Genomic DNA, 21,101 nt, shown 5'->3' on the forward strand with positions numbered 1-21,101 from the left:
CTTGACTCGGGCTATAGAGAGTTGTGCGCTCGAATACCCCTCTCTTCCCTGTCCACCACAACGCACATCCACCTACAGCAAAAGGAGGCAACATGTCACGCACCTGCAACTTCGCTAAGCTGGTCGGTCAAAAGCACTCCATCCTTCGGTGTTCTCTCTTCCTCGCGATCGTTTTCCTAACGCCGCTCACATTACTTCACGCGCAAAGCACCTTGACCACCGGCACCCCCTACAACATCGTCAATGAGAACAGCGGTTCCTGCGTGGACGACACCGCTTCGGGCACGGCGAATGGAACCGCCGTGCAGCAGTGGGCTTGCGGTGAAGGCACCAGCAGTACCCAACCCAACCAACAGTGGGAGTTTCATAACGGGACCGCCAGTGGTTACTACTACGTCACCAACGTCAACGCTCCGGCCGAAGCCTGGAATGTAACCGGCAACGGAACCACCAATGGCAGCCTCATCCAGACGTGGACCTATGCTGGAAATCCTAACGAAGAATGGGAGGCCGTGTCGCTGGGCGGTGGCTACTATAAGTTCGTAGGCCAAGGCAGCGGTCTCTGCCTGGACACGCCGAGCGCCTCAACCGCAAACGGTGTGCAACTGGAGATCTACACCTGCAATGGAACAGCTGCGCAGGCGTTCAAACTCGTCATACCTTCGTCGGGCACGGGCACCGGCACCGGTACTGCCACGAACCTCTTCGCGCCGTTCGAATATGTGGGCGACTTGGGCGATGCCAATCAAATTCCGGGCATCGTATCGGCTTCTGGAGCGAAGGCGGTCATACTGGCTTTCCTGGATCCAAGCAACAATGGCTGCAACTTGATCTGGCCTGGCGCAAGTGGGCCGTTGCCCAATGACACGGTGGGCAGCACCAGCATGGGCACTGCGATTGCCAATTTGCAGGCTGCTGGTGTAACCGTCGCCCTGTCACAAGGCGGCGCAGGCGGCCAGGAGGCTGCCGCACATTGCAGCACAGCGGCGGCGACTCAGGCTGTTTATCAGTCGCTGATCACCAAGTACCATGTCAATTGGCTCGACTTTGACATCGAATACTCCGAAACTTCCGGTCAGTCGGTCAGACGTGCTCAGGCGTTGGCTGCCCTGCAGGCGGCTAATCCGGGGCTGATCATCTCCTACACGCTTCCGCTCGGTCCAGGCGGACTTGATCCCGGCACCGGTGGCGGCCTCACGGACATCACCGACGCCAAAGCAGCCGGCCTTAATCTCAATATTGTCAATGGTATGGCCATGGATTTCGGTGGAACAAACGAGAATCAGCCGCAACTATCCGAAGAGGGTGCTGCCGCGTTGAAGTCACAAATTCAATCCGCTGGGTTAACCTCGACGGTTGGACTCACCTTTTTGCCCGGAACAAGTGACGATACCCCTCCGAACTCTTTCACCCTTGCCAATGCCACCACGATGTTGAACTGGGCAGAAACGAACAAATACGTCACGCTACTGTCCTTCTGGGAGCTCAATCGCGACAACGGCGGTTGCCCCGGCTCGACGGTAGACGAGGACACTTGCAGCGGCGTAAGCCAATCCAGCTACGAATTCTCCTCGATCTTTAGGACGTTCTAGCTGTGAAGTATCAATAGGTTGTCCATTCGATCTGACTGCTAGAAGCTGGTTCTGCGTCGAATCAGTAATCTCGGAGGAGATCGAATGGACAACCACCAGAATGCCCGGCTGACGGTTCATAGTCGAGAGCAGATAGCCAAGGCTCGTGTTCTGTCGAAGCGGGTGGCGAAACGTTGCTGCCTGGTGATTAGAGAACCCTTTCGGGAATGCGCTATCATGTCCAGCAATTAGCATTTTGAAGCCACGATTGAACTGCGTCTGAACACCCCAGGTGGCAAACAAGCTAATGTTGAGGCATCTATGGGATCACAGGGCGATCGCTCCTCTGACAGGATGCACGCAAGGGCTGTTGAGAACCCGATTCTCCGGCTTCTGATATGTATTGCGGCTGTCGGCGTGCTCACGGCCGTGCTCTATACAGTTCCCCTTCATGACCGGACCTTATCCGCTGCCCTGACTTTTCTCTTTCTCGTGTGGACTGTCTCTTACTTCTGGGGCTTTCGTTACGCGCTCTTCGTCTCCTTACTGGCAGCCCTGGCGTTTAGTTGGTTGCTCCCGCCAGTCGGTGTTTTTTTTCAGCTCAGTGATTCCCGCGACATCTTTGCGCTCGCGGCATTCCTCTTCATCGGGATCACTACAAGCTATCTTTCCGACCGCGTCCGTAGAGAAGCTCTGAACGCCCGGCGGGCAGAAGCCGCTGCCCGCCGGAGTGAAGAGGGGCTTCGTGAGGTCATCGAAACGATGCCGGCGATGGCGTGGAGTGCCCTGCCCGATGGCTCCAATGCCTTCATAAACAAGCAATGGGCGGAATATACGGGTTTATCGGCGGAGCAAACTGCAGGTTGGCTGAGCACAGTTCACCCCGAAGACGCCAGCGGACATACAGAGAAGTGGCGTCAGTCCCTGGCTACCGGCCAGCCGTTGGAGCATGAGGTGCGTTTGCGGCGGATTGCCGATGGACAATATCGCTGGTTTTTAGTTCGTGGTATGCCCTTGCGCGATGAGCACGGCGAGGTCCTCAAATGGTACGGAATCGCCACGGATATTGAAGATCACAAGCGGGCGGATGAAGCCCTTCGGGCGAGCGAACGAGAGCTTAACCTGATCATCAACACGATCCCGGCACTGTCATGGTCGGCCCGTACAGACGGCACGGCAGATTTCTTCAACCAGCACTACCTTGACTTTGTGGGCTTGTCCGCGGAACAGGCACAGGATTGGGGCTGGACGGTTGCGGTTCATCCGGACGACCTTGGCGGCCTGGCTGGTTCGTGGCAATCCATTATGGCTACCGGTAAGGTAGGAGAGGCCGAAGCGCGATTGCGCCGCTTCGACGGAGAGTATCGGTGGTTTCTGTTTCGGGCTAACCCCTTGCGCGATGAATCCGGCAACATCGTCAAATGGTTCGGGATAAATACTGACATCACCGCGCGGAAACGTGCCGAAGACTTACTTACCGGTGAGAAGCGGATTCTTGAGATGGTGGCCAAAGGAGACCCTCTTAATCAGATACTAGACGGCGTCTGCCGTTTCGTAGAGGAACAAGCCAGCGGTTTTCTGGCGTCGGTCTTATTAGTTGACGGCGGTCGCTTACGGCATGGCGGGGCGCCCAGCCTTCCACGGACCTATACGGATGCCATCGATGGACTTACGTTTGGGCCATCTACAGGTTCCTGCGGGACAGCCGCATACCGCGGAGAACAGGTGATCGTGGCGGACATCGCAACCGACCCCTTATGGGAGAACTACCGCGAGGCGGCTTTGCCACACTCTCTACGCGCCTGTTGGTCCACTCCTGTCTTCTCTTCTCAAGGCAAAGTAATCGCGACGTTCGCCATGTATTATCGTGAGCCGCGCAGCCCGAGCTCCCACGACCTGGAGACCATCGAACAGATTACGCATCTGGTAGGAGTTGCGATTGAACGAAAACTGATACAGGAAGCTCTACAGCGGAGTGAATCTTATTTGGCCGAAGCGCAGAGACTGACACACACCGGAAGTTGGGCTTGGAATGTTCGTACCGGCGCTTACTTCTGGTCGCAGGAGATCTTTCGCATTTACGACTGCGATCCCAGGATGGTGCCCACCTGGGACTTTCTCATCGAGAAGACTCACCCCGAAGATCGAGCGAAGATCGAGCGGAGAGTGAAGATAGAGTCCCTGAAGAAGGAGTGGAAAGATTTCGAGTCGGATTTTCGCATCGTGCTGACAGACGGAACGATAAAGCACCTCCACGCGCTTGCACACCCAGTGGTGGATGAGTCGGGAGAAATCACCGAAGTTGTGGGCACGATCATGGACGTGACGGAGCGCAAACGTGCGGAGGAGAAACTGCGCCGCAGTGAAGAATCTCTTCTTGAAGCCCAAAGGCTGAGCCATATGGGTAGCTGGCGACACGATGTTGCGTCCGGGGCGGTCATCGTGTCGCCTGAGATCCTCCGAATATTCGGAGTCCAACCCGATGAGGATAGTTCGAGCGCTGAATTTTGGTTTAGCAGAAATCATCCGGAGGACCAGCAGCGCATCCGGGAACTTTTTGAAAAAAGTGAACGCCTCAAAACGGACTATGAGGGGGACTACAGGATCGTTCTCACCGATGGCACCATCAAGCACCTGCACGCAGTCGCACATCCTGTTTTGAGCCTGTCCGGCGAGCTCGTTGAAATGATCGGAACGACCATCGATGTGACGGAACGCAAGCGTGCGGAAGAGGAGCGCGAAAGGCTGCGCCAGCTGGAGACAGACCTCGCGCACATGAACCGGGTGACCATGCTTGGTGAGTTGGCCAGTTCCCTTGCCCATGAGCTCAATCAACCCATTGCCGCTGCCATCACAAGCGCCAATGCCTGCTCGCGATGGCTTGCGCACAATCCCCCGGATCTGGAAAGAGCCCGCGCCGCGGCAACAAGAATTGAACACGACGGAAGCCGTGCTGCCGAAATCATTCAACGTCTGCGGGCGTTCTACAAGACAGGTGCTCCACCGGAGCGTGAGTTGGTTGATATGAACGAGGTCGCCGGGGAGATGCTTGCGTTGCTGCGTGACGAGGCAGACCGGCACTCCATCTCTCTACGCACGGAGCTTGCCACCCAACTGCCGCAAATCATGGCCGACCGAGTGCAACTGCAACAGGTATTGTTGAACCTGTTATTGAATGGCATGGAGGCCATGACGGGCAGGCCCGCCGGCAGGCTTATGATCCGATCGCAGAGTACTGAAGACGGGCTTTTGCTGATCTCCGTTAGCGATACCGGCGTTGGACTTCCCTGCGAAAAGCTGGACCAGCTTTTCAGGGCTTTCTATACGACGAAGCCTCAAGGCACTGGCATGGGCCTGGCGATTAGTCGTTCCATCATTGAAGCACACGGTGGCCGCCTGTGGGCCACCGCCAATGCGGAGCGTGGTGCGACCTTTCATTTCACCTTGCCCGCGGAGCTGCAGCCATGAGCGTTGGGGAGGTACCCACCGTATTCATCGTCGATGATGATGCCGGCATGCGTGAGTCGATTCACGATTTGGTGGAGTCGGTGAGCCTGCACGCAGAGTCCTTCTCTACGGCTCAAGGGTTCTTGTCGGGCGAGCGGCGAGACGGTCCCAGCTGCCTGGTCCTGGACGTAAGACTTCCCGACACCAGCGGTTTGGATCTTCAGCAGGAATTGAGCAGGGCAGGAATTAAAATTCCCATCATCTTCATCACCGGCTACGCAGACATTCCGATGACCGTGAAAGCTATGAAGCTTGGTGCCGTCGAGTTTCTCACGAAGCCCTTCCGGGAGCAGGACCTGCTCGATGTGATTCATCGCGCACTCAGGCGCGACCGGGGGGTCCGCGAAAAGCAAAAGCAATTAGCGGAACTGCAGAAGCGCTATAGCACGCTGAGTGCCCGCGAGGATGAGGTCATGAATCTGGTCGTCGCCGGCTTGCTCAACAAGCAGATTGCAGCGGAACTTGGGGCCAGCGAAACTACAGTAAAAATCCACCGTGGGCGCGTAATGCAAAAGATGCAAGCCAAGTCTTTGCCCGACCTGGTCAGAATGGCGGACAGGCTCAAGATTTCACCTCACCGCTGATACCCATCACTCCCGTTGTGGCATTCCAAACTCAATCTATAGCCAAAGGCATGCCTTGACCAAAGTCTTATTACGTCGTCCGAAGGTCTGATTGTTTTCTGTCCATTGTCGCGTTACGGTGGTGAAATGGCGAGCAATCAGAGCACTAAGTTCGTTGCAATTGTAGATGACGATGAATCAGTCCTAAGCGCGCTCCAGGACCTGATGGAAGCGGATGGGCTTCCGGCTCTTTGTTTTGGGTCAGCGGAAGAATTCCTCGAATCCGGCCTGCAGCATGAAGCCGCGTGTCTGGTCGTTGATATCAGAATGCCGGGAATGTCCGGCCTGGAACTGCAGGCAAAGCTTAAGGCTGCTCAATCTGACACTCCGGTCATTTTCATCACCGCGCACGGAGATGCGAGAGTGCGGATGCAAGCCATGAGGGAAGGAGCAGCCGAGTTCCTGGTGAAGCCGTTCGACGATCAGGTCCTACTCAACAGAGTTCGAGCCGCGCTCGATATGTGAGCAACCGGCAGTAAGGTGGCTCTTGGTCCGTCCCCTAAGGTCTGTGGATATACCAAAGGGTTATACGAATGCCATCCGAATGGGGCTTTCGTCTCTGCGGGAGCTAATGGAAACTTATCTTCACTTCGCCGTTCTATCAGGTTCGTCGAGCAATCTGCGGGGCGATGGAATCAAGATCGTGCATTGCTCGCCTGCATAGGATAGCGGGTAACAAAGGAACGAAATTGCAATAAGCTGTCGATATCGAAATCAATGCCGTAGTTTTTGCCGTGTAGAGCTTGTATTCAGGCGAATCAAGAGCAAAAAGAGCGCCTTCTGCTAAATTTTCGTAGACCGGTAGTCCAGCGGTTGGACGCATGTCTGCGTAACAAACCAAAGGAGTCGATCTATGGGGCAGCTCATGTCAGTCGACGACGACACCAGCCTCGACACAAAGAGCGCTCTCGCCTCTACGGGAGTATTGCAGAGAAGCGATATGCCACTTCATCAAAGCCGTCTCGATGTGGGACGCGGTGAGTCGTTGGCAACGTTGATAGCGTCCTTGCTGTCACACGATATTCGACATCATCTAGCAGCTGTCTATTGCAATGCTGAATTCATGAGTGCCCCGGCAACCCTGACATCTGACCGTAAACAGCTTTTTGAAGAAGTAAAACAGGCCATCGAAGATATAACGAAAACCCTCGATTTTATACTTCACCATGCTAAAAGCGAGCTCCCTTCGCAGGTTGGCGTTGAGTCGTTCAACGATCTCATGGAGCGAACCGTGGCCGCCATTCGGCCCCATCCGCATGCGACAGGAGTACGGGTCACCATTGAAGAGTCTCCGTCGATCTCCGCCCTCTTCAATAAAACCATCGTCGGCAGTGCCGTCTACAATCTTCTGCTCAATGCCTGTTTTGCGGCGCAACGGACAAGTGCGTCGGGGAAAGTTGAGATCTCACTTCACGAGGATCAGTCATTCGTTTGTGTTCGTGTGAAAGACAATGGTCCGGGAGTTCCTGCCGCCGTGCGGCAAAGCATGTCTCAACCATTTGTGACATCGGGCAAACAGGACGGGATCGGCCTCGGCATCACGATCGCACATTATGTAGCACGTGAGTACTGTGGCAGCCTGCAGATTGAATGCAGTTGTCCCGGTTGCACAATATTTGCTTTGAGACTTGCAAAACCATCGATTAACTATATCCGGCACAGTCATAGCCTTAAGTAGATGTCTGCTGGATGTCCGTTATGGCGATGACGAAGGATGAAAAACGTTGGGACGCCCACTACTGATGAGCAAGGGTGATCGAAAGCAGAGAGCCTATTTCAATCTTGTCAGGAGAAATGCAGATGCGTTCTGAGTTGGTCTTCAAAGCACTTGTCAATGAATCGAACCGTTATCAGCTGTGCCGGCTGATCGCAAAGGGAACCCGCAAGCTGCATCGTCCAAATACCCGGTTGCAAGAGACTGCCAACGATGTGTTCGAGCGCTTCAGTGTGCCCGGTTCGAAGGTTGTGGCCGCGAGATTTGCGCAGCCCGAACAAGAACGCCGTGCCGCATAAGCGAAGGGCGTAGTCTATTGCGGCCGCGAAATGCCGCCAGGAGGACGATGATGTCAATTCGATTCGATGTATCGCTCAGGTCGTCATCCAAAACGGCGCCGCAGGAGGCTGTATGGAAAAATCCTGCGTGGTATCTGCTTTTTCTCGAACATCTGGACGAATTTGCGACCTTGGCTTGGTACCTGGTGGCCGACCACCAACTCGTGGAAGAGACGATTCAGCGTACGCTGGCTCAGCTCGAGATGACTCCTTTCGAGGCGTCGATGCCTCTGCTTGCCTATAAGCAGGCCAAGACTGAGCTGATTACACAGGCGATTGCGGGATTGAGTCTGGGGCGCAAGGAGAGTGAAGAAGATGCAGCGTATCTGCCAAGTTCTCTCGGGGATCTGCCGGATATGCCGCGACTCGCTTTCATGCTCAAGCTCGTTTTGCGCTCTTCGGAGATCGAGGTCGCAAGGTTTCTGGATGTCCCTCCATCCAGGGTGCGCGAACTGGTGCAGGTTGCGATCGATCGGTTGAGTTTGAGGATGCCCTATTCTTTATTGACCGGTTGCTATGACGCATAGCTTTAAATAAAAAGGGCTTCGGCAGCTTTAGGCATTGCTGAGTGGATTGCCAGAGCTGTCGGTGTTCCATGACTCGGTCTGGAAGGCGATGAAGATGGCGGTCCAGGTTCCAGTAGACGGTAGATAGATGAAAATAGCGCCATCCTGCCAGATGCCATTGTCCTTGCCAAAGGTGCTGATGGGGTTGCCCTGGTTCATGTGGATGTCGTGGATCCCGTCCACCTTGCCGCTATCGGCATAGGCGCTGCCAAAGGCAAAGATCGTTCCCTTTTCGGCGACGGTTTGGTTGAGCAATGTATCGACGGCGTTCTCAAGCGGAGTGGCGTGATCGCCGATTCTTTTGCTCTCAGGCAGAAGGATCATCTGAGCGAGGGTGATCATCGGCTTGCCGCCCACCTCTTCACGTACGAAATCCAGTGCAAGGCCGCCCGGAGTACTAGGCAGTGAGTGCATGCCGGATTTGAGGGCAAGGAGTCCTGCTGGATCGGGCGGTTGGAAGCCCTCGACGATGGCATAGAGTACCTCAGAGCCATCGGTAGACTCGATATTGACGGCGACGGTAAAGGGGCCGCCGGTGGCCTGCATGGTGATCTGGTAGTGGGTGCTCGTACCCGTGACAACTTTGCCTGCTGTTGGCAGGCCCTGCAGAACGCTGTAATTGGTAATTGGCATAGATCTTTCCTCTATGCGTTGATGATAGGTCTTCTCGTTGAACACAGGGTTTCATGCAAAGTCACTTTTTGAGAAAGTTCGCAAGAACACAACCCCGACTTTTCGCGCAAGTCGACGGTTCACGCTGGATGGCGTGCTTCCCGTAACGCATACGAGCCGCACGCCTTTTCCAGGACTTAGTGGTTGGCGACCTTTACATTGAAGGTCACCGTGTTGGTTCCGCCGGCGTTCTTGATGACAAACTTGTACTGCCCGTCCTTCTCCGGCGTGAACTTAACCGAACACTTTGGTCCGGACGACTCGTCCTTAGCGACTTCCGCTCCTGTGGAATCGTAGACAAAAAGGTGCACGTCGGTATTCTTCAGGCCGTCCGTGGTGGCCTCGAACTCTTTCCCGGCCGTGAAAGACAGGAGGTAAGCAACCTCTCCGTTGTCCTTCATCTCGAGCTTCTTGCCGTTGAACGCCGACCCCGTACCCAGATTCTTCGGCTTGGCGCTCTGTGCGGGACACAGTACGGTGACCATCAACATGACTGCCACCACTGCTGTGACAAAACGAGTAATCGATTTCATTGGTGTTTCCTCCAGAGTCGAATCAGGTCCGCACTCCTGACCCCAGTAGACGCTGAAACACATAAAGAAGGTATGTGCCGTGACCCATTTAGCGTTCTGCCCTGACTTGGTTCCAGGGACTCGTGGCGCCTAAGATGAGTTGCCTTATTGCGGAGCAGCGATCGCCGGTAGTCCGTGCAGGTATGGCGCAATCGTATTCGACAAGGCAAACCCATTTACATCGTCCCAATTAATCGAGAAGGTCATCAGGCCACGTAACCCCGGATATCCCGACGGATTCTGCAGCACGTATTGGCCGCCAAAAGGCACACCAGTAATCAGGTAATTCAATGCCTGTTCTACGGCACTTGGCGCTGTGTACCCGCCCCCGGCGCTCGAGCTGGCGGGCACACCGAAAGCTATCTGTCCCGGGGGAAAACCTGGAAAGTTTTGTCCGTTGGCCAGGGTGAAGCCATGCAGCAGCAGTTCGGTCATCGCAACCTGGAAATCAGCCGTGCCTTCCGTGTAGTTCTTGCCATCCAGAGCGTTCGTTCCGCCGGTGTTGTAATCCTGGACCTGGAGGAACGACATGATATCCCTGCATCCCCACACCAGAGGCAATTGATCGCCAAAGGTAGAGACGTAGGCGACATTCGCTTCCTGTATGTCCGCAATCTGAGGGGCAAACGACAACATAAATCCGGGGAATTTGCTCGCTAGCTGGTGTAACGCATTGATCATATTCACGGTGGTCGGTGTCTTCGGGTTGGTAAAGTCGTTATCCCCGGAGATCAAGGCAAATGAGTTGTTCTCAATGTCGATATCTACTCCGTTGAACCCGAATTTCTGTATGAGCCCGGAGACAGAATTTACAAAGTTGGTCACGTCTTGAGCCGTGTTCAAGGCAACATTGCCGTTCGCCCCGCCAATGGAGAGTATGACCTTTTTGCCGCGACCTTGCAGCGTGGCAACGTCCTCAATAAACTGCGCCTCGCTTTCAATATCGACAGTGTCCACATCGAACGAAATGGTACTTGTGTCGGTGGTCGTGCCGGCAAAAGCAACATCGATCACATCGAAGTTGGAAGAGACCTGGGCTAAAGGCAGGTTGACGGAACCATTGCTGAAGTCATGCCAATAGCCAATAAGAACGCGCCCATTGCCACTTCCAGGCCCATTGCCACCTCCAGGTGGAGGAGGCGGCGGAGGAGGAGGTGGTGGTGGTGGTGGAGCTGTAGTACTAGATCCACACGCACCTACCAACGACCAAAGGGCTGGTACGTTCGGCGGTTGCCAGTTAGAAACCGCAAACGTCTCGGCCTGCAGCGCTCGATAGTTTTCACTATCGTATGAAACCACCTCGCCAACGGTCACGCTCATGCCCGCAGTCCAGGGAGAGGCGCATGCTGGCACGCTTTGTGCAGAAATACAGCGCACACCCGATAAGAGGAAAGAAAGACCCCAAACGCTCACGTTGAAAATAGAGATTCTTTTCATGCGCTCTCCTGATCAAGCTGATTTGTTCTATCTGTGACGAAACTCAATTGCCCGCTGCACCGATGGTTTCAAATAATAGAAAGCTCAATGAGACTCAATACAAGTCGCCGTTCCGGAAGCAGAAGCAGGCTCTGCTTCCCTGCCGTCGACCTGTGAATTCTCTACAACAACCTCTATATTTCAATGATCTCGAGGCAGGAAGGATAGCGGGTTCTTGAGGTGGCTATCCTGCATACTTTTTATTCATTCATAAGTAATGTCCGAAACGGTAACAGTCGAACATCAGCCTGTCAATAAATTTATGAAGGCTGGGGTTTGCCTCTATGGCGGTTCATTTGTTGATAGAACTGCTCTCACTCTAGAGGCCGACCTGCGTTGCTTATCGGCAAGAAAGGTATTGTTCCACTGGCCCTGCTTACACACGGCTGAGCCGGATGAGGAAAACCATCAAATCCGGTTTTCAGGTAAGGGAGCAGCAGGAATGCTGTTCCCTTACCTGACCTCCTCATGGATACAGAGAAAGGCAATACAACCGAGTGCGGTCTCAGTGGTTTGAATCAGTTGCCGCTGATGTCATCGGAGCCAAAATCTCCGTCAGCATGTCCGGCGTATTGTCGGCGCGAGAAAGGCGAGGATAGCGCAGGCCCTCGTTATAGGTGAGGCTCATCGGAGCAATCGTGTCCTCATCCTGCACCATCAACTGTATCGGCGTGTTTGTGCCCTTGGTGGCCTTCAGGGCATCGGTCAAAGCCTCAATCGTGAAGACTCGTCCGTTGACCGCCATGAGCTTTTGCCCGGGCGCGAAACCCGTCTTATCCGCGACACTTCCGACGCGCACATCGCGGATCGTCCCTTCCGCATCCTCACTCAAGCCGATCGAGAACCACGTCGCGAGTGACGGGTTTACCTTCAGCGATCGTTCCATCTCGGGCGTGAGCTCCGAGGTGTACTCGAGCCGATACCCACCCTGCTCGATCCCTTCGGTGTTCACCTGGGGTTGCACGTCATACAGACGCATCTTGATGAAACCAGCCCAGTCATGGGCGACAACCTGATTCAGATCCGCTTCTACCTCGCTGAGGCTGTAAGGCACCACGCGGGCAACGCCGCTTCCACCTTTCTGCAAAAAGATCTGCAGAAAGTCGCGCAGAGATTTTTTGTCTTGTGTGAGCCTGCGAATGGTCGTGTCCACGTCCAGCCAGAAGAGCGAGCCCTCGGGATAGTAATCCGTTCCGCGCTTCCAGCTACTCCAGGCGCCTCCTCTGCCGCCACCGTTGCGAGGCATGGCTGAATCGAAGGTAGTGTCTTCGATGCTGCGCCATGCGCGGCCACTTGTGGCATCCTGCTCTGCCGCAGTCAGGGCCAGGTCCTGCCGGTACTGCTCGGCGGTCACCATGCCGATGCGCTCGCCCATCACGTCGCCCAGATAGTTGGTCAGGCCCTCGTAGACCCACAACAGGTTGTCCTGCATAGGAGTCGCGTAATCCGGCGTCGAAAGGCCATCAGGACGTCGATACTTGCCGTTCCAGGAGTGCGTGAACTCATGCGGGAGCAGTCCGGCCATACCGACCGACGGTTTATAGCCAGTAAAGAAATCCTTCTGGATCGTATTGTCGGAAGACTCGTGGTGCTCCAGGCCACCACCGCCACCGTCACCCTGCAGCAGGATGAGGAAGTGATAACTGGTGTAATGGGGTGGCCCATACATCGCAAAGGCCTCATGCACCAGACGCGACATCTGCTCAACCGTCTCAGGGCGAGCCTCGATCGACGCAGCCGTTGGTCCGATCACATCCATATAGTGTTGTGGCGACACGCCGGGAGCGAGGGCATACTCGTGAAAGTAAAGTCCCGTCATGACGGGCGAATCCTCAAGCATCTCAACGGTCGTCGCTGCATACTTTACCGTGCCGCCTGCGGGATGCTGCGGGTCATAGGGAGTCAGCGGCTTCAATGAGGTGCCGATGCCCCACTGCGCAGGGACGGTGACCGTAGGCTGGATCGCGATCTCACGTACCGGCATGTGCGCCGGATAAAGCATCAGGTCTTCCCACTCCAGCGTTGCCGCCGTGCGGGTCGCCCGGCTAAAGATGCAATCCAGATGCGCATGCAGCATGGAAACACCTGCCGGAATATCAAGGTGATATTCGTAGGTGTCCACCGGATCGCGGTGCCAGGGAATTGTCTTGCCATCTGCTTCAAAGCGAATCCCCGTGATGTCGTGAATCGGGCCATCGGGACCGTGGGCACCGGGAATCCACTCCGGCGTGATCAGGTCAAGCGGGCCGCGATGTACAGGAAGGTCGACATCGGCGCGATAGATTTTGCGCGGCGCATCCGTGAGGTCTGCGTGAATCTGGATTGGCGCATGCTGCGCGTTAGCCGTAAGCAGACTTGAGACAAACACAATCGATAGAAGCTGGAATCGCAGTTGGATTTCCTTCATGAATGAGCGGACCCTCTCTAAACACTTCCTTGGCTCTTAGTCAGTTGGTATCTTATGCACCATTCTAGGGAGTGTCATTTGATGCTGGAAGAGGCCGTACTGACAAGAACAAGCCCAATCATAGATCGTAGGAGTCAGCCACAGTGCGTCCGGGAAAATCGCGCACTGTGGCTGGCCCTGTCATACAGAGTTAGTCATCATCATCGTCGGTGTACTTCTTGGCGGCCTTAACAAATGGCCCAGGCATGAGCAGCTTGGTCTCTCCCGGATACGGACGCTTCCAATCTGTTGCTGAATACCAGGTCACATGATTGAGAAAATTCGGGTCCACCGCATCGGCTTTATCGTACTTCCCTTTCATCACTTCGGCGGTGGCCTTGAGCCATGCTTTCTGTAGTGGAGTGTAGTCGGCTACGGTTTTCCCCAACGGCAGGCCTGGACCTTCATTCAGCGGAATAACGGCAGCCAGATGATCGTAGGGTGTGAGGTCCGGCGTGTTTTGGAACGCATCGAACATTGGTGAAGCCACCAGATCGAACTGTGTCAGAGGTTGCATTCCCAGAATGTTCTCGATGGTACGGTTGATGTTTTCCGCTGTGTACGTAGTATGGATGGCTTTGCCCTGACCAGGAGTTTGAGGTGCCACCGTATAGGGGCTGATGACGTAGACCGGCTGCCGGTGACCGTCGACATGGTCGGTCCCCGCTTGAGAATCGTCTTCCTCCACAAAGATGGCTGAGTCCGCCCAAACTTTGCTGTGGCTGATGGCCTCCACCATGCGGCCCAGCGCGAGATCATTATCTGCCTGGTAGTTGGCGGGATAGGGCTGGCCCTTCGTGGTGCCGGCGGTATGGTCATTCGGGAGCCAGAGAATCGTGAAGTTGGGAACCTGATTCGCAGCATCCAGACGTTTGAACTCGGGAATCCAGTAATCCATGCGGTATTGATCCGGAATCACCAGATTGAAGGGCGGATAATGCGGGTCCATAATCTTCGCCGCGGATGGAATATCGGACGACACCTTAATGGCATCATCTGGAACGACGCAACTGGAGGCAGGAGCCTTGCCTTCCTTGCACAGTGATGTGTTGTAGAAATCGCTCCAGGTGTAGGTACTCCCGTCTGCTTTTTTCGCAACGGTTGCGCCGCCGCTCCACTCTCCGTACAGCTTTACAGAAAGCCCCTTGGCCTCAGCCGATGTCCATAGAAAACCCTGGGGCGTATAGGTCAAGGCATCTTCCGAGCTGCCTCCGGGATAGGATCGGATCCAATCCGGCGACAGGATGTCGTTGGAGTAGAACGATCCAGACATCCCGATCCAGGGGTGACCATCCGCGGACTGACGGCTTGGTGCGTACACATTGTCGAGCAATGGGAAGCGCTTTACGAGGGCATGTTGATTCGGTGTGTCAGACCCGAAGATGGCCAGCGCCGGAGCGCCATTACCCCAGGCAACGTTCCCCAGCATCTGGTCATAGGTGCGGTTCTCTTTGATGATGAGAAAGACATGTTTGATGAGCGAAGGCTCGCCGATATGCTTAGGAACCGCTACAGGGGTAGCATGCTGGTCGATGTACTGCTGTCCAACCTCGATGTTCGTGGTCAGGTCCCAGTGATTGTTCACAAACACCTGCTTGCTGAACCTCGCTAACTCGCTCGCGTTCGGCTCCGGAATCAGATTCACGACTCCGGTATCGGCGTGCGTGTTGTAGCCGATCACTCCATCCTTGGTGCTTGTATTGCCCCGCGATCCCAGACCTTTGTCATCGGCAATCACAAGTTGCTTCTGTGCCTTGTCGTAGGTGATCGAAGTTGGGAAATAGGCAGTCGGGATATAGCCAATCACTGGATTGGCATCCCGACCCTGGAGGTTGACGACGGCTACGGAATTGGCTTGTCCCAGGGTTACGTAGGCTTTCCCGTCGTCCGTCACGGCAACGCCGTTCGGACCGGAGCCAAAGACTCCGCGAGCGATCGGAACGCTGAGATTGATGGTGCGGATCACCGCATCGGTGTGGAGGTCGATGACCGACAAGCTGTCGCTATAGGCGTTGGCTACATAGAGATTGGAACCGGAGATTGCCATACCTACGGGGTGCAGGCCGACTTGAATTGTCTTGACCTCTTTACCCTCGGTAAGGTCTACAACAGACACTGTCCCGGTAAGGGTAAATGCATCCTTCCGGTCTACGACGATGGGTGTTCCGTCGGAATAGTTTGTGAAGTCCTCACTGGTAGCCGGCCGCCCACCTTCATTGGTGACGTAGGCATACTTACCCCGGACAATGACACTGTTCGGCACATTGCCGACAGGTATCTGAGCGATGAGCTTAGCCGGAGACGCTGTAAGATCGATCACGCCGAGCGTATTTGCCACGTTGAGCGCGACATACGCCTGTTTGTTGTCACCGGAGAATGCAATGCCTCCCGGATTAATCGACTTCGCGTTGTGATAAGGCCGTCCATCCGCAGGTGGTTCAGGCAGATTGACCCTCTGCTGGTGAGTCAACGTTCCGGTCTCCCGGTCTACATTCGCAACGACGACGTAATTGTTGTCCTGACTGAATAACAACTTCTTGCCATCGGAGGAATACGTGATTCCGGTGAAGGAGCCAGTCTGCAACCCTTTGGAAGCATCTCCCGTAGCGCCCGTAGGAATGAAGCGCTGAAGAACTTTTCCGGTCACGGTATCGAATACGATGACCGGTTCCGGCGACCCCATCAGCAGCACGGCGCCGCTATGCGTCGCGCCATTCGGATTGAGCACGATGGCTTTGGCACGTACAGGCGATCCGAGTTCAATAATTCTTCCAGCCGGGGTTAGTGTCTGGTTGTCCGAGACAACAATAGAACCATCCTGCTGGGGACCAACGGTGCGATCGGGGCTGCTTGATTGTGATGCCGGAGGATGGCCTGGAGCCATGTTCTTCCCTGCCGGCGTAACTCCTGTAGCAGCATCTTTTGCCGGGGCGACGTTAAAATCGGAGCTGCTTTTCGGTGAGGACTGTGTTTGGGCGTAAGCCAACCCGGAACTGACGATCAGGCAAAACAAGATCGAATGAGCGGCTGGAATCGAGAACGGAAATTTCAAGTGCATATCGGACACTCTCTTTCAAGATGTATCGTAGCTATGTTCTTTCTCATTGTTATGAACATTTAAAGAAGGAACGGAAAGATTGGAGCGGACGCTAAGGAAGACCATGCGACGGATATTCACCATGATCGCAGGAACGGCGATCATCACGTATGCGCTGGCCTGCGCGGCTCTGTTCGAGTTTCAGCGCTCGCTGCTCTATTACCCGCAACCAAGATCCAAATCCGAAGGCAGTACGCTCCTGACTCTTCCGGTAGGAGCCGCGACGGTGCATGTGTCTACACATCCGCATGCTGGTACGGCCGCGCTCCTCTATTTCGGGGGAAATGCGGAGGATGTTTCGCGGGATGTTCCGGACCTTGTCGAGGCGTTTCCTGACAGAGCGATCTATGCCCTTCACTACCCCGGCTATGGCGGAAGCTCGGGCAGTCCGTCAGAGCAGGCGATCTTCGCCGAGTCGCTGGCGCTCTTTGATCGAGTGTATGCGGAACATCAAGACATCGTAGTGATTGGGCGAAGTCTTGGAACCGGCGCAGCCGTCTGGGTGGCCAATCAACGGCCAGTGGCGCGCCTTGTTCTGGTCACACCCTTTGATAGTCTTGGGGACGTCGCAGCCGCTCAGTATCCCTTTTTCCCTGTACGCTGGCTGCTGCGCGACAAGTTTGAATCGTGGAGATACGCACCTCAGGTAACAGCTCCAACCCGAATCGTTGTTGCAGGGGCCGATGAGCTCGTTCCACGCTCGAGCTCGGATCGCCTGCGCACACGCTTCCACAAGGGCGTCAGTTCCTACGTTGTTGTGCCCAGGGTTGGGCACAACAACATCCAGGACAGCGCAGAATATTGGCCTCTTCTAAAGGGTGATTAGAAGAGGCCAATATCCTGCGCTGTCCTGGATGGTTCATTCTTCCCAAGCTTCGGCACCCGGTTTAGTTGCTATCGCAAGCGGTACCACCGGGTATCTGAGCGGTCTTCGTTGCGATGACTGCGCTGGGAGGAAACCAAAACTCTGCGCCTCCGCCGTTCTGGCCAAAAGCAGGAGCGACAACGCCCATATAGGCGCGCACTCCGGGCCTTACCGAGTCGGCGTAAGCAATGCATGCCGGCGAACTGGGCAATGCCAATTTTCTTTGGATAGCCTCTGCGTCGAGCAACTGCCCGCCCTGGCTGACATTGTCGAGCGTTGTCCACCAACTACCACTGCGCGCGGAAATGGATCTTCCGGAGACGCGTACCAATCCACTGGTGCCGGTGAATGAGCCGATGAATTTATCGGTAGTGATGAACGTGACCACCTCAGTGCCGGGCACGAACGCGGGATAGAGAACGCCATCCATCTCCGCATTGACCCGGCGCGCGGACCTGAGTTCCAGATCGATCTCACCGCTTGCCAGCAGTCGATCATATACAGAACAGATGGGTGAATTGTAATCAGTCGTTCCCTGCGTCTGGATCTCCGGGTCTGCAAGACATCCAGGAATTGCTGGCCATGTCCAGGTATTCGGAGTGGCACTTGTTTGAGCATGGGCGAGTCCACCCATCCAACTGCTCCCGGCTACAGAAATGCCTGCGAGCAGTAGAGACGCTATAACTTTTGGGAATAGTGTTTTGAGAGAATGCGGAAGGCGTGCGTATGTAAAAGACATAAAGCTCCTTAGAGAACTCAGCGGTTGGAAGCTTGGGTGAAACTGCGAGGATAGCTAGGGGCGATGTTAAAGGGGTAGTGTCGAGCGCGTCAATATTTTTTTAGATCGCAAATGTGCTAGCCCTGGAAGTCGGTGCAACAATCAGTCCGCAACACGTCTTTCTTCGGTCAATGAGCCGGGATTGGCCAGTCTCCCTTTTATTCAGATTGCTGTCCTTACAAATTGTTGTCTCTGGCCTTCTGGGCCTCTGAATGGAAGTGCAGCAGCACAAAGCATCATCACGTAAACTGTGATAAAGCAAGGTCCTATGAGGTTCGGTATGGCGATGCGATCGAACAAGTAACAATCGAGGAGTTAATTGGAGCTAAAGCATCTAACGTCTTTTGTCGCCGTGGCGGACCGATTGAGCTTCGTGCACGCCGCCAAGCAGCTTCACATCTCTCAACCGGCACTGACTGGCCAGATCCAGAAATTGGAGGAAGGTCTCGGCGTCCAATTGCTGGTGCGCGACCGGCGCACTGTCAAACTCACAGAGGTCGGCAAGATTTTTCTTGTAGAGGCCAGAGCCACTTTGACTCGAGCCAGGCAAGCTGTGGAATGTGTACAGAGGGCAGCTCGCGGCGAAGTAAGAAGGCTAAAAATTGGCTTTGTTTCCTCCGTAGCTCTCGAAATTGTTCCCAGCATCGTAAGCGAGTTCAGAAAACAACATCCTGAAGTAACACTTGACCTGACAAATCTGCGAACCGTAAGCCAGGTTAAAGGGCTGCTTGGGGAAAACATCGATATTGGGTTTCTACGATTACCCCTTGCCCATGACCAGTTGAATATCAAGGTCATCCATCGGGAAAAATTTGCGGTGATCCTGCCCAAGGGGCATCGATTGTCGAAGGAAAAACGCCTTTGTCTTGCTCAGTTGCAGGACGAGCCGTTTATCGCTTATGGGCGCCGCTGGGCACCCGGTTTCTTTGATTCGATTATTCAGATGTGCACCCGCGAAGGTTTTCGCCCGAACATCGTTCAGGAAACAGGCGAGATGTATACCGCCATTGCGCTAGTTAAGGCAGGCGTTGGCATCGCAATCCTTCCACAATCCGTGGTCCTGGCTCAGTCGAAAAATATCGTAATGAAGCTATTGCCGAAATCAAGCGGATGTTCCGAGATTGCTCTTGCGACTAGAGCCGGCGAAGACTCCTCCCTCGTTCTCTCCTTCATCGCCCTTGCCGGCAAGATGTGCAAGACCATTAGCTAACGTGTACTTCTGCTCTCTGCCGCCTTCGCTTCTGTAATAAGAACGGCCAATCAGTAATGCGATTAATACGATTGGACTCCTGCATCCCCGCGACCTGTAATAGTACCTGGGAATAATGCCGCCTCAAACGGCGTTTCGAAGCGCCGTCACGAACAACGAGTCGCGGGCATGAGCAATGAAGAAGCACAGAACTATCTTCGACAGCGATCGAGACATGGTCTTCTGGGTGCCGAATTTGCCGTGCTTTCGATGGTTGCTCCGATGAGGCATTGTCGTAGGCAATGATTGCAAGGATGAAGAGAGAGAAAGTCATGAAACTGGTAGAAGCAGAAAAAGAGCAATCCGTAAGCCGCCGTTCATTTCTTGGAACCGCAGCCGCAACCGTGGGCGCTGGAACCCTGATGGCGCCTTATATGTTCGGACAAAGTGCGACGGAAAAGAGCACGGGTGAAACCGGCTCTGAAGTGGTCAACAAGACAGCGTCTTCAGGCAATCGAACCTCCAGTTCCCCTCATATCACTTCGCTCAGCGGGAAAAAACCGTATTTCGTTGATGACTTTGGCAGCCAGACCCGTATCGACGCGAATGATCTTCCCAGAATGAACCGACTCTCGATTCGCCGTGTGCTTCTCGCTCCAAAAGGTGTTCGAGAACCACATTGGCATGCCAATGCCCACGAGCTCGGATATTGCCTGAGAGGCGAGCATCTGGTTACGATTGCGAGCAATGGAGAGGCCAGAAACAGCTTCGCCATCTCAAGCGGCGAGATGTTCTTTGTGCCTTCAGGATCACTCCACCATATTGAAAACATTGGCAATGTAGAAGGTGAAATCATCCTTGGTTTTTCGCATGAAAAACCAGAGGACTTCGCTCTTTCCGGCACCTTCGGCCATTTCAGTGATGCTGTTCTCGGCAATAGCTTCGGATTGCCGGCCTCTGATTTCGCCCATTTGAAAAGGACGCAGCAGGATACTGGAATAGGGCATCGGGCGACGTCGGCCTTGATCGAACTCCAGGACAAGGAGACCAATCCTTACAAGTACTCGATCGAAGCGGCATTGCCACAGAGAAACTCCGAAGCCGGTACAGCCCGCACGGCTCAGTACAAGCTTTGGCCGGCACTGCAGAACATTGCAATGTTCTCCGTGGACCTGACTGATCAGGGAATGCGCGAATTGCATTGGCATCCCGACACGGCAGAGATGGGATACATCACCCACGGAAAAGGCCGGATGACCATCGTCAACCCGGATGGATCGGCCGACACCTTTGAGATGCATCAAGGCGATGTCTACTTCATACCGCGGGCATATCCGCACCACTTTGAAGACACCGGCGACAGTGATCTCAAGCTGCTCGTCTTCTTCGATCAGGCTGCACCTGGAGACATCGGCGTAAGAACATCCCTCGGATGCTATTCCCGCGATGTGCTGGCTGCGACCTTCAAAGTTGACCCCTCAGCTCTTCCTCAATTCCCTTTTGCGACCGAAGACCCGCTTCTCGTGCCCCGAGTCAATCCTGTTGATCCATGGAGCAAGTCGTAGGCGGCATGCTGGTTACTGGAACTGTTTGAATGTCATTGCCGACCGCAGTTCTACCTAAGATGATCCAGAGATGCCTCCTCACGGGTTACCACCTCATGCCGGCTGCAAATTTCAGCCCGGCT

At 54.8% G+C, this 21,101-nt stretch carries 16 protein-coding genes; 10 read left to right on the forward strand and 6 right to left on the reverse strand.

The annotated features are described in order from the left end of the window. The first annotated feature begins 92 nt into the window (after positions 1 to 92). The 7 genes from ACIX8_RS12215 to ACIX8_RS12245 all read left to right on the forward strand — a co-directional run bounded on the left by ACIX8_RS12215 (position 93) and on the right by ACIX8_RS12245 (position 8,280). Entirely contained in the window at positions 93 to 1,592 is a 1,500-nt protein-coding gene (locus ACIX8_RS12215) for an RICIN domain-containing protein (protein ID WP_014265649.1), read from the forward strand. Positions 1,593 to 1,892: 300 nt separating this feature from the next. Continuing rightward, positions 1,893 to 5,039 (forward strand): PAS domain-containing protein, encoded by a 3,147-nt coding sequence (locus tag ACIX8_RS24570; protein WP_014265651.1) that lies wholly within the window; start codon positions 1,893 to 1,895, stop codon positions 5,037 to 5,039. Then, positions 5,036 to 5,662 carry a response regulator transcription factor gene (locus ACIX8_RS12225; RefSeq protein ID WP_014265652.1) on the forward strand — a complete coding sequence of 209 codons (627 nt, stop codon included), beginning with the start codon at positions 5,036 to 5,038 and terminating at the stop codon, positions 5,660 to 5,662. The genes ACIX8_RS24570 and ACIX8_RS12225 overlap by 4 nt, the downstream gene beginning before the upstream one ends. 126 nt (positions 5,663 to 5,788) lie before the next feature. Continuing rightward, positions 5,789 to 6,166, forward strand: a complete 378-nt coding sequence (locus ACIX8_RS12230) for a response regulator transcription factor (RefSeq protein ID WP_014265653.1) — start codon at positions 5,789 to 5,791, stop codon at positions 6,164 to 6,166. Positions 6,167 to 6,554: 388 nt separating this feature from the next. Further along, entirely contained in the window at positions 6,555 to 7,379 is an 825-nt protein-coding gene (locus tag ACIX8_RS12235) for a sensor histidine kinase (RefSeq protein ID WP_052310604.1), read from the forward strand. A 122-nt stretch (positions 7,380 to 7,501) separates the two neighbouring features. Beyond that, positions 7,502 to 7,714 carry a hypothetical protein gene (locus ACIX8_RS12240; RefSeq protein ID WP_014265654.1) on the forward strand — a complete coding sequence of 71 codons (213 nt, stop codon included), beginning with the start codon at positions 7,502 to 7,504 and terminating at the stop codon, positions 7,712 to 7,714. 47 nt (positions 7,715 to 7,761) lie between these two features. Continuing rightward, on the forward strand, positions 7,762 to 8,280 hold the full coding sequence (locus ACIX8_RS12245; RefSeq protein WP_223295527.1) for a hypothetical protein: 519 nt from the start codon (positions 7,762 to 7,764) through the stop codon (positions 8,278 to 8,280). Positions 8,281 to 8,307: 27 nt separating this feature from the next. Here the strand turns inward: ACIX8_RS12245 and ACIX8_RS12250 are convergent, their stop codons facing one another. From ACIX8_RS12250 to ACIX8_RS12270, 5 genes are all read right to left on the reverse strand, one after another. After that, positions 8,308 to 8,952 (reverse strand): YukJ family protein, encoded by a 645-nt coding sequence (locus tag ACIX8_RS12250; RefSeq protein WP_014265656.1) that lies wholly within the window; start codon positions 8,950 to 8,952, stop codon positions 8,308 to 8,310. Positions 8,953 to 9,128: 176 nt separating this feature from the next. Then, a complete protein-coding gene (locus ACIX8_RS12255) occupies positions 9,129 to 9,524 on the reverse strand; it encodes a hypothetical protein (RefSeq protein ID WP_014265657.1) in 396 nt (131 codons plus the stop codon). A 144-nt stretch (positions 9,525 to 9,668) separates the two neighbouring features. After that, complete coding sequence (locus ACIX8_RS12260; protein ID WP_190273774.1) at positions 9,669 to 10,883, reverse strand: glycosyl hydrolase family 18 protein; 1,215 nt, start codon at positions 10,881 to 10,883, stop codon at positions 9,669 to 9,671. Positions 10,884 to 11,544: 661 nt separating this feature from the next. Continuing rightward, positions 11,545 to 13,446 (reverse strand): M61 family metallopeptidase, encoded by a 1,902-nt coding sequence (locus tag ACIX8_RS12265; protein WP_014265659.1) that lies wholly within the window; start codon positions 13,444 to 13,446, stop codon positions 11,545 to 11,547. 190 nt (positions 13,447 to 13,636) lie between these two features. Further along, positions 13,637 to 16,543 carry a bifunctional YncE family protein/alkaline phosphatase family protein gene (locus ACIX8_RS12270; RefSeq protein ID WP_014265660.1) on the reverse strand — a complete coding sequence of 969 codons (2,907 nt, stop codon included), beginning with the start codon at positions 16,541 to 16,543 and terminating at the stop codon, positions 13,637 to 13,639. 103 nt (positions 16,544 to 16,646) lie between these two features. Between ACIX8_RS12270 and ACIX8_RS12275 the strand changes: the two genes are divergently transcribed. Then, complete coding sequence (locus tag ACIX8_RS12275) at positions 16,647 to 17,408, forward strand: alpha/beta hydrolase (RefSeq protein WP_014265661.1); 762 nt, start codon at positions 16,647 to 16,649, stop codon at positions 17,406 to 17,408. Positions 17,409 to 17,469: 61 nt separating this feature from the next. On the opposite strand, the gene ACIX8_RS12280 is transcribed toward ACIX8_RS12275, so the two are convergent. Next, positions 17,470 to 18,081 (reverse strand): hypothetical protein, encoded by a 612-nt coding sequence (locus ACIX8_RS12280; protein WP_044176646.1) that lies wholly within the window; start codon positions 18,079 to 18,081, stop codon positions 17,470 to 17,472. Positions 18,082 to 18,544: 463 nt separating this feature from the next. Here ACIX8_RS12280 and ACIX8_RS12285 point away from each other — a divergent pair, with 463 nt between their 5' ends. Further along, positions 18,545 to 19,435: a LysR substrate-binding domain-containing protein gene (locus tag ACIX8_RS12285; protein WP_014265663.1), complete on the forward strand. Its 891-nt coding sequence runs from the start codon at positions 18,545 to 18,547 to the stop codon at positions 19,433 to 19,435. 311 nt (positions 19,436 to 19,746) lie between these two features. After that, complete coding sequence (locus tag ACIX8_RS12290; protein WP_014265664.1) at positions 19,747 to 20,979, forward strand: cupin domain-containing protein; 1,233 nt, start codon at positions 19,747 to 19,749, stop codon at positions 20,977 to 20,979. Positions 20,980 to 21,101 lie beyond the last annotated feature (122 nt).

Origin of the sequence: Granulicella mallensis MP5ACTX8 (genome assembly GCF_000178955.2) — a bacterium.
Taxonomy (GTDB): Bacteria; Acidobacteriota; Terriglobia; order Terriglobales; family Acidobacteriaceae; genus Granulicella; species Granulicella mallensis.

Coding starts and splice junctions, on each gene's coding strand:
- ACIX8_RS12245 (WP_223295527.1), top strand. CDS start 7,762: ATGATGTCAATTCGATTCGATGTATCGCTCAGGTCGTCATCCAAAACG.
- ACIX8_RS12270 (WP_014265660.1), bottom strand. CDS start 16,543: ATGCACTTGAAATTTCCGTTCTCGATTCCAGCCGCTCATTCGATCTTG.
- ACIX8_RS12260 (WP_190273774.1), bottom strand. CDS start 10,883: ATGAGCGTGACCGTTGGCGAGGTGGTTTCATACGATAGTGAAAACTAT.
- ACIX8_RS12255 (WP_014265657.1), bottom strand. CDS start 9,524: ATGAAATCGATTACTCGTTTTGTCACAGCAGTGGTGGCAGTCATGTTG.
- ACIX8_RS12265 (WP_014265659.1), bottom strand. CDS start 13,446: ATGAAGGAAATCCAACTGCGATTCCAGCTTCTATCGATTGTGTTTGTC.
- ACIX8_RS12215 (WP_014265649.1), top strand. CDS start 93: ATGTCACGCACCTGCAACTTCGCTAAGCTGGTCGGTCAAAAGCACTCC.
- ACIX8_RS12290 (WP_014265664.1), top strand. CDS start 19,747: ATGAAACTGGTAGAAGCAGAAAAAGAGCAATCCGTAAGCCGCCGTTCA.
- ACIX8_RS12240 (WP_014265654.1), top strand. CDS start 7,502: ATGCGTTCTGAGTTGGTCTTCAAAGCACTTGTCAATGAATCGAACCGT.
- ACIX8_RS12250 (WP_014265656.1), bottom strand. CDS start 8,952: ATGCCAATTACCAATTACAGCGTTCTGCAGGGCCTGCCAACAGCAGGC.
- ACIX8_RS12230 (WP_014265653.1), top strand. CDS start 5,789: ATGGCGAGCAATCAGAGCACTAAGTTCGTTGCAATTGTAGATGACGAT.
- ACIX8_RS24570 (WP_014265651.1), top strand. CDS start 1,893: ATGGGATCACAGGGCGATCGCTCCTCTGACAGGATGCACGCAAGGGCT.
- ACIX8_RS12280 (WP_044176646.1), bottom strand. CDS start 18,081: ATGGGTGGACTCGCCCATGCTCAAACAAGTGCCACTCCGAATACCTGG.
- ACIX8_RS12275 (WP_014265661.1), top strand. CDS start 16,647: ATGCGACGGATATTCACCATGATCGCAGGAACGGCGATCATCACGTAT.
- ACIX8_RS12235 (WP_052310604.1), top strand. CDS start 6,555: ATGGGGCAGCTCATGTCAGTCGACGACGACACCAGCCTCGACACAAAG.
- ACIX8_RS12225 (WP_014265652.1), top strand. CDS start 5,036: ATGAGCGTTGGGGAGGTACCCACCGTATTCATCGTCGATGATGATGCC.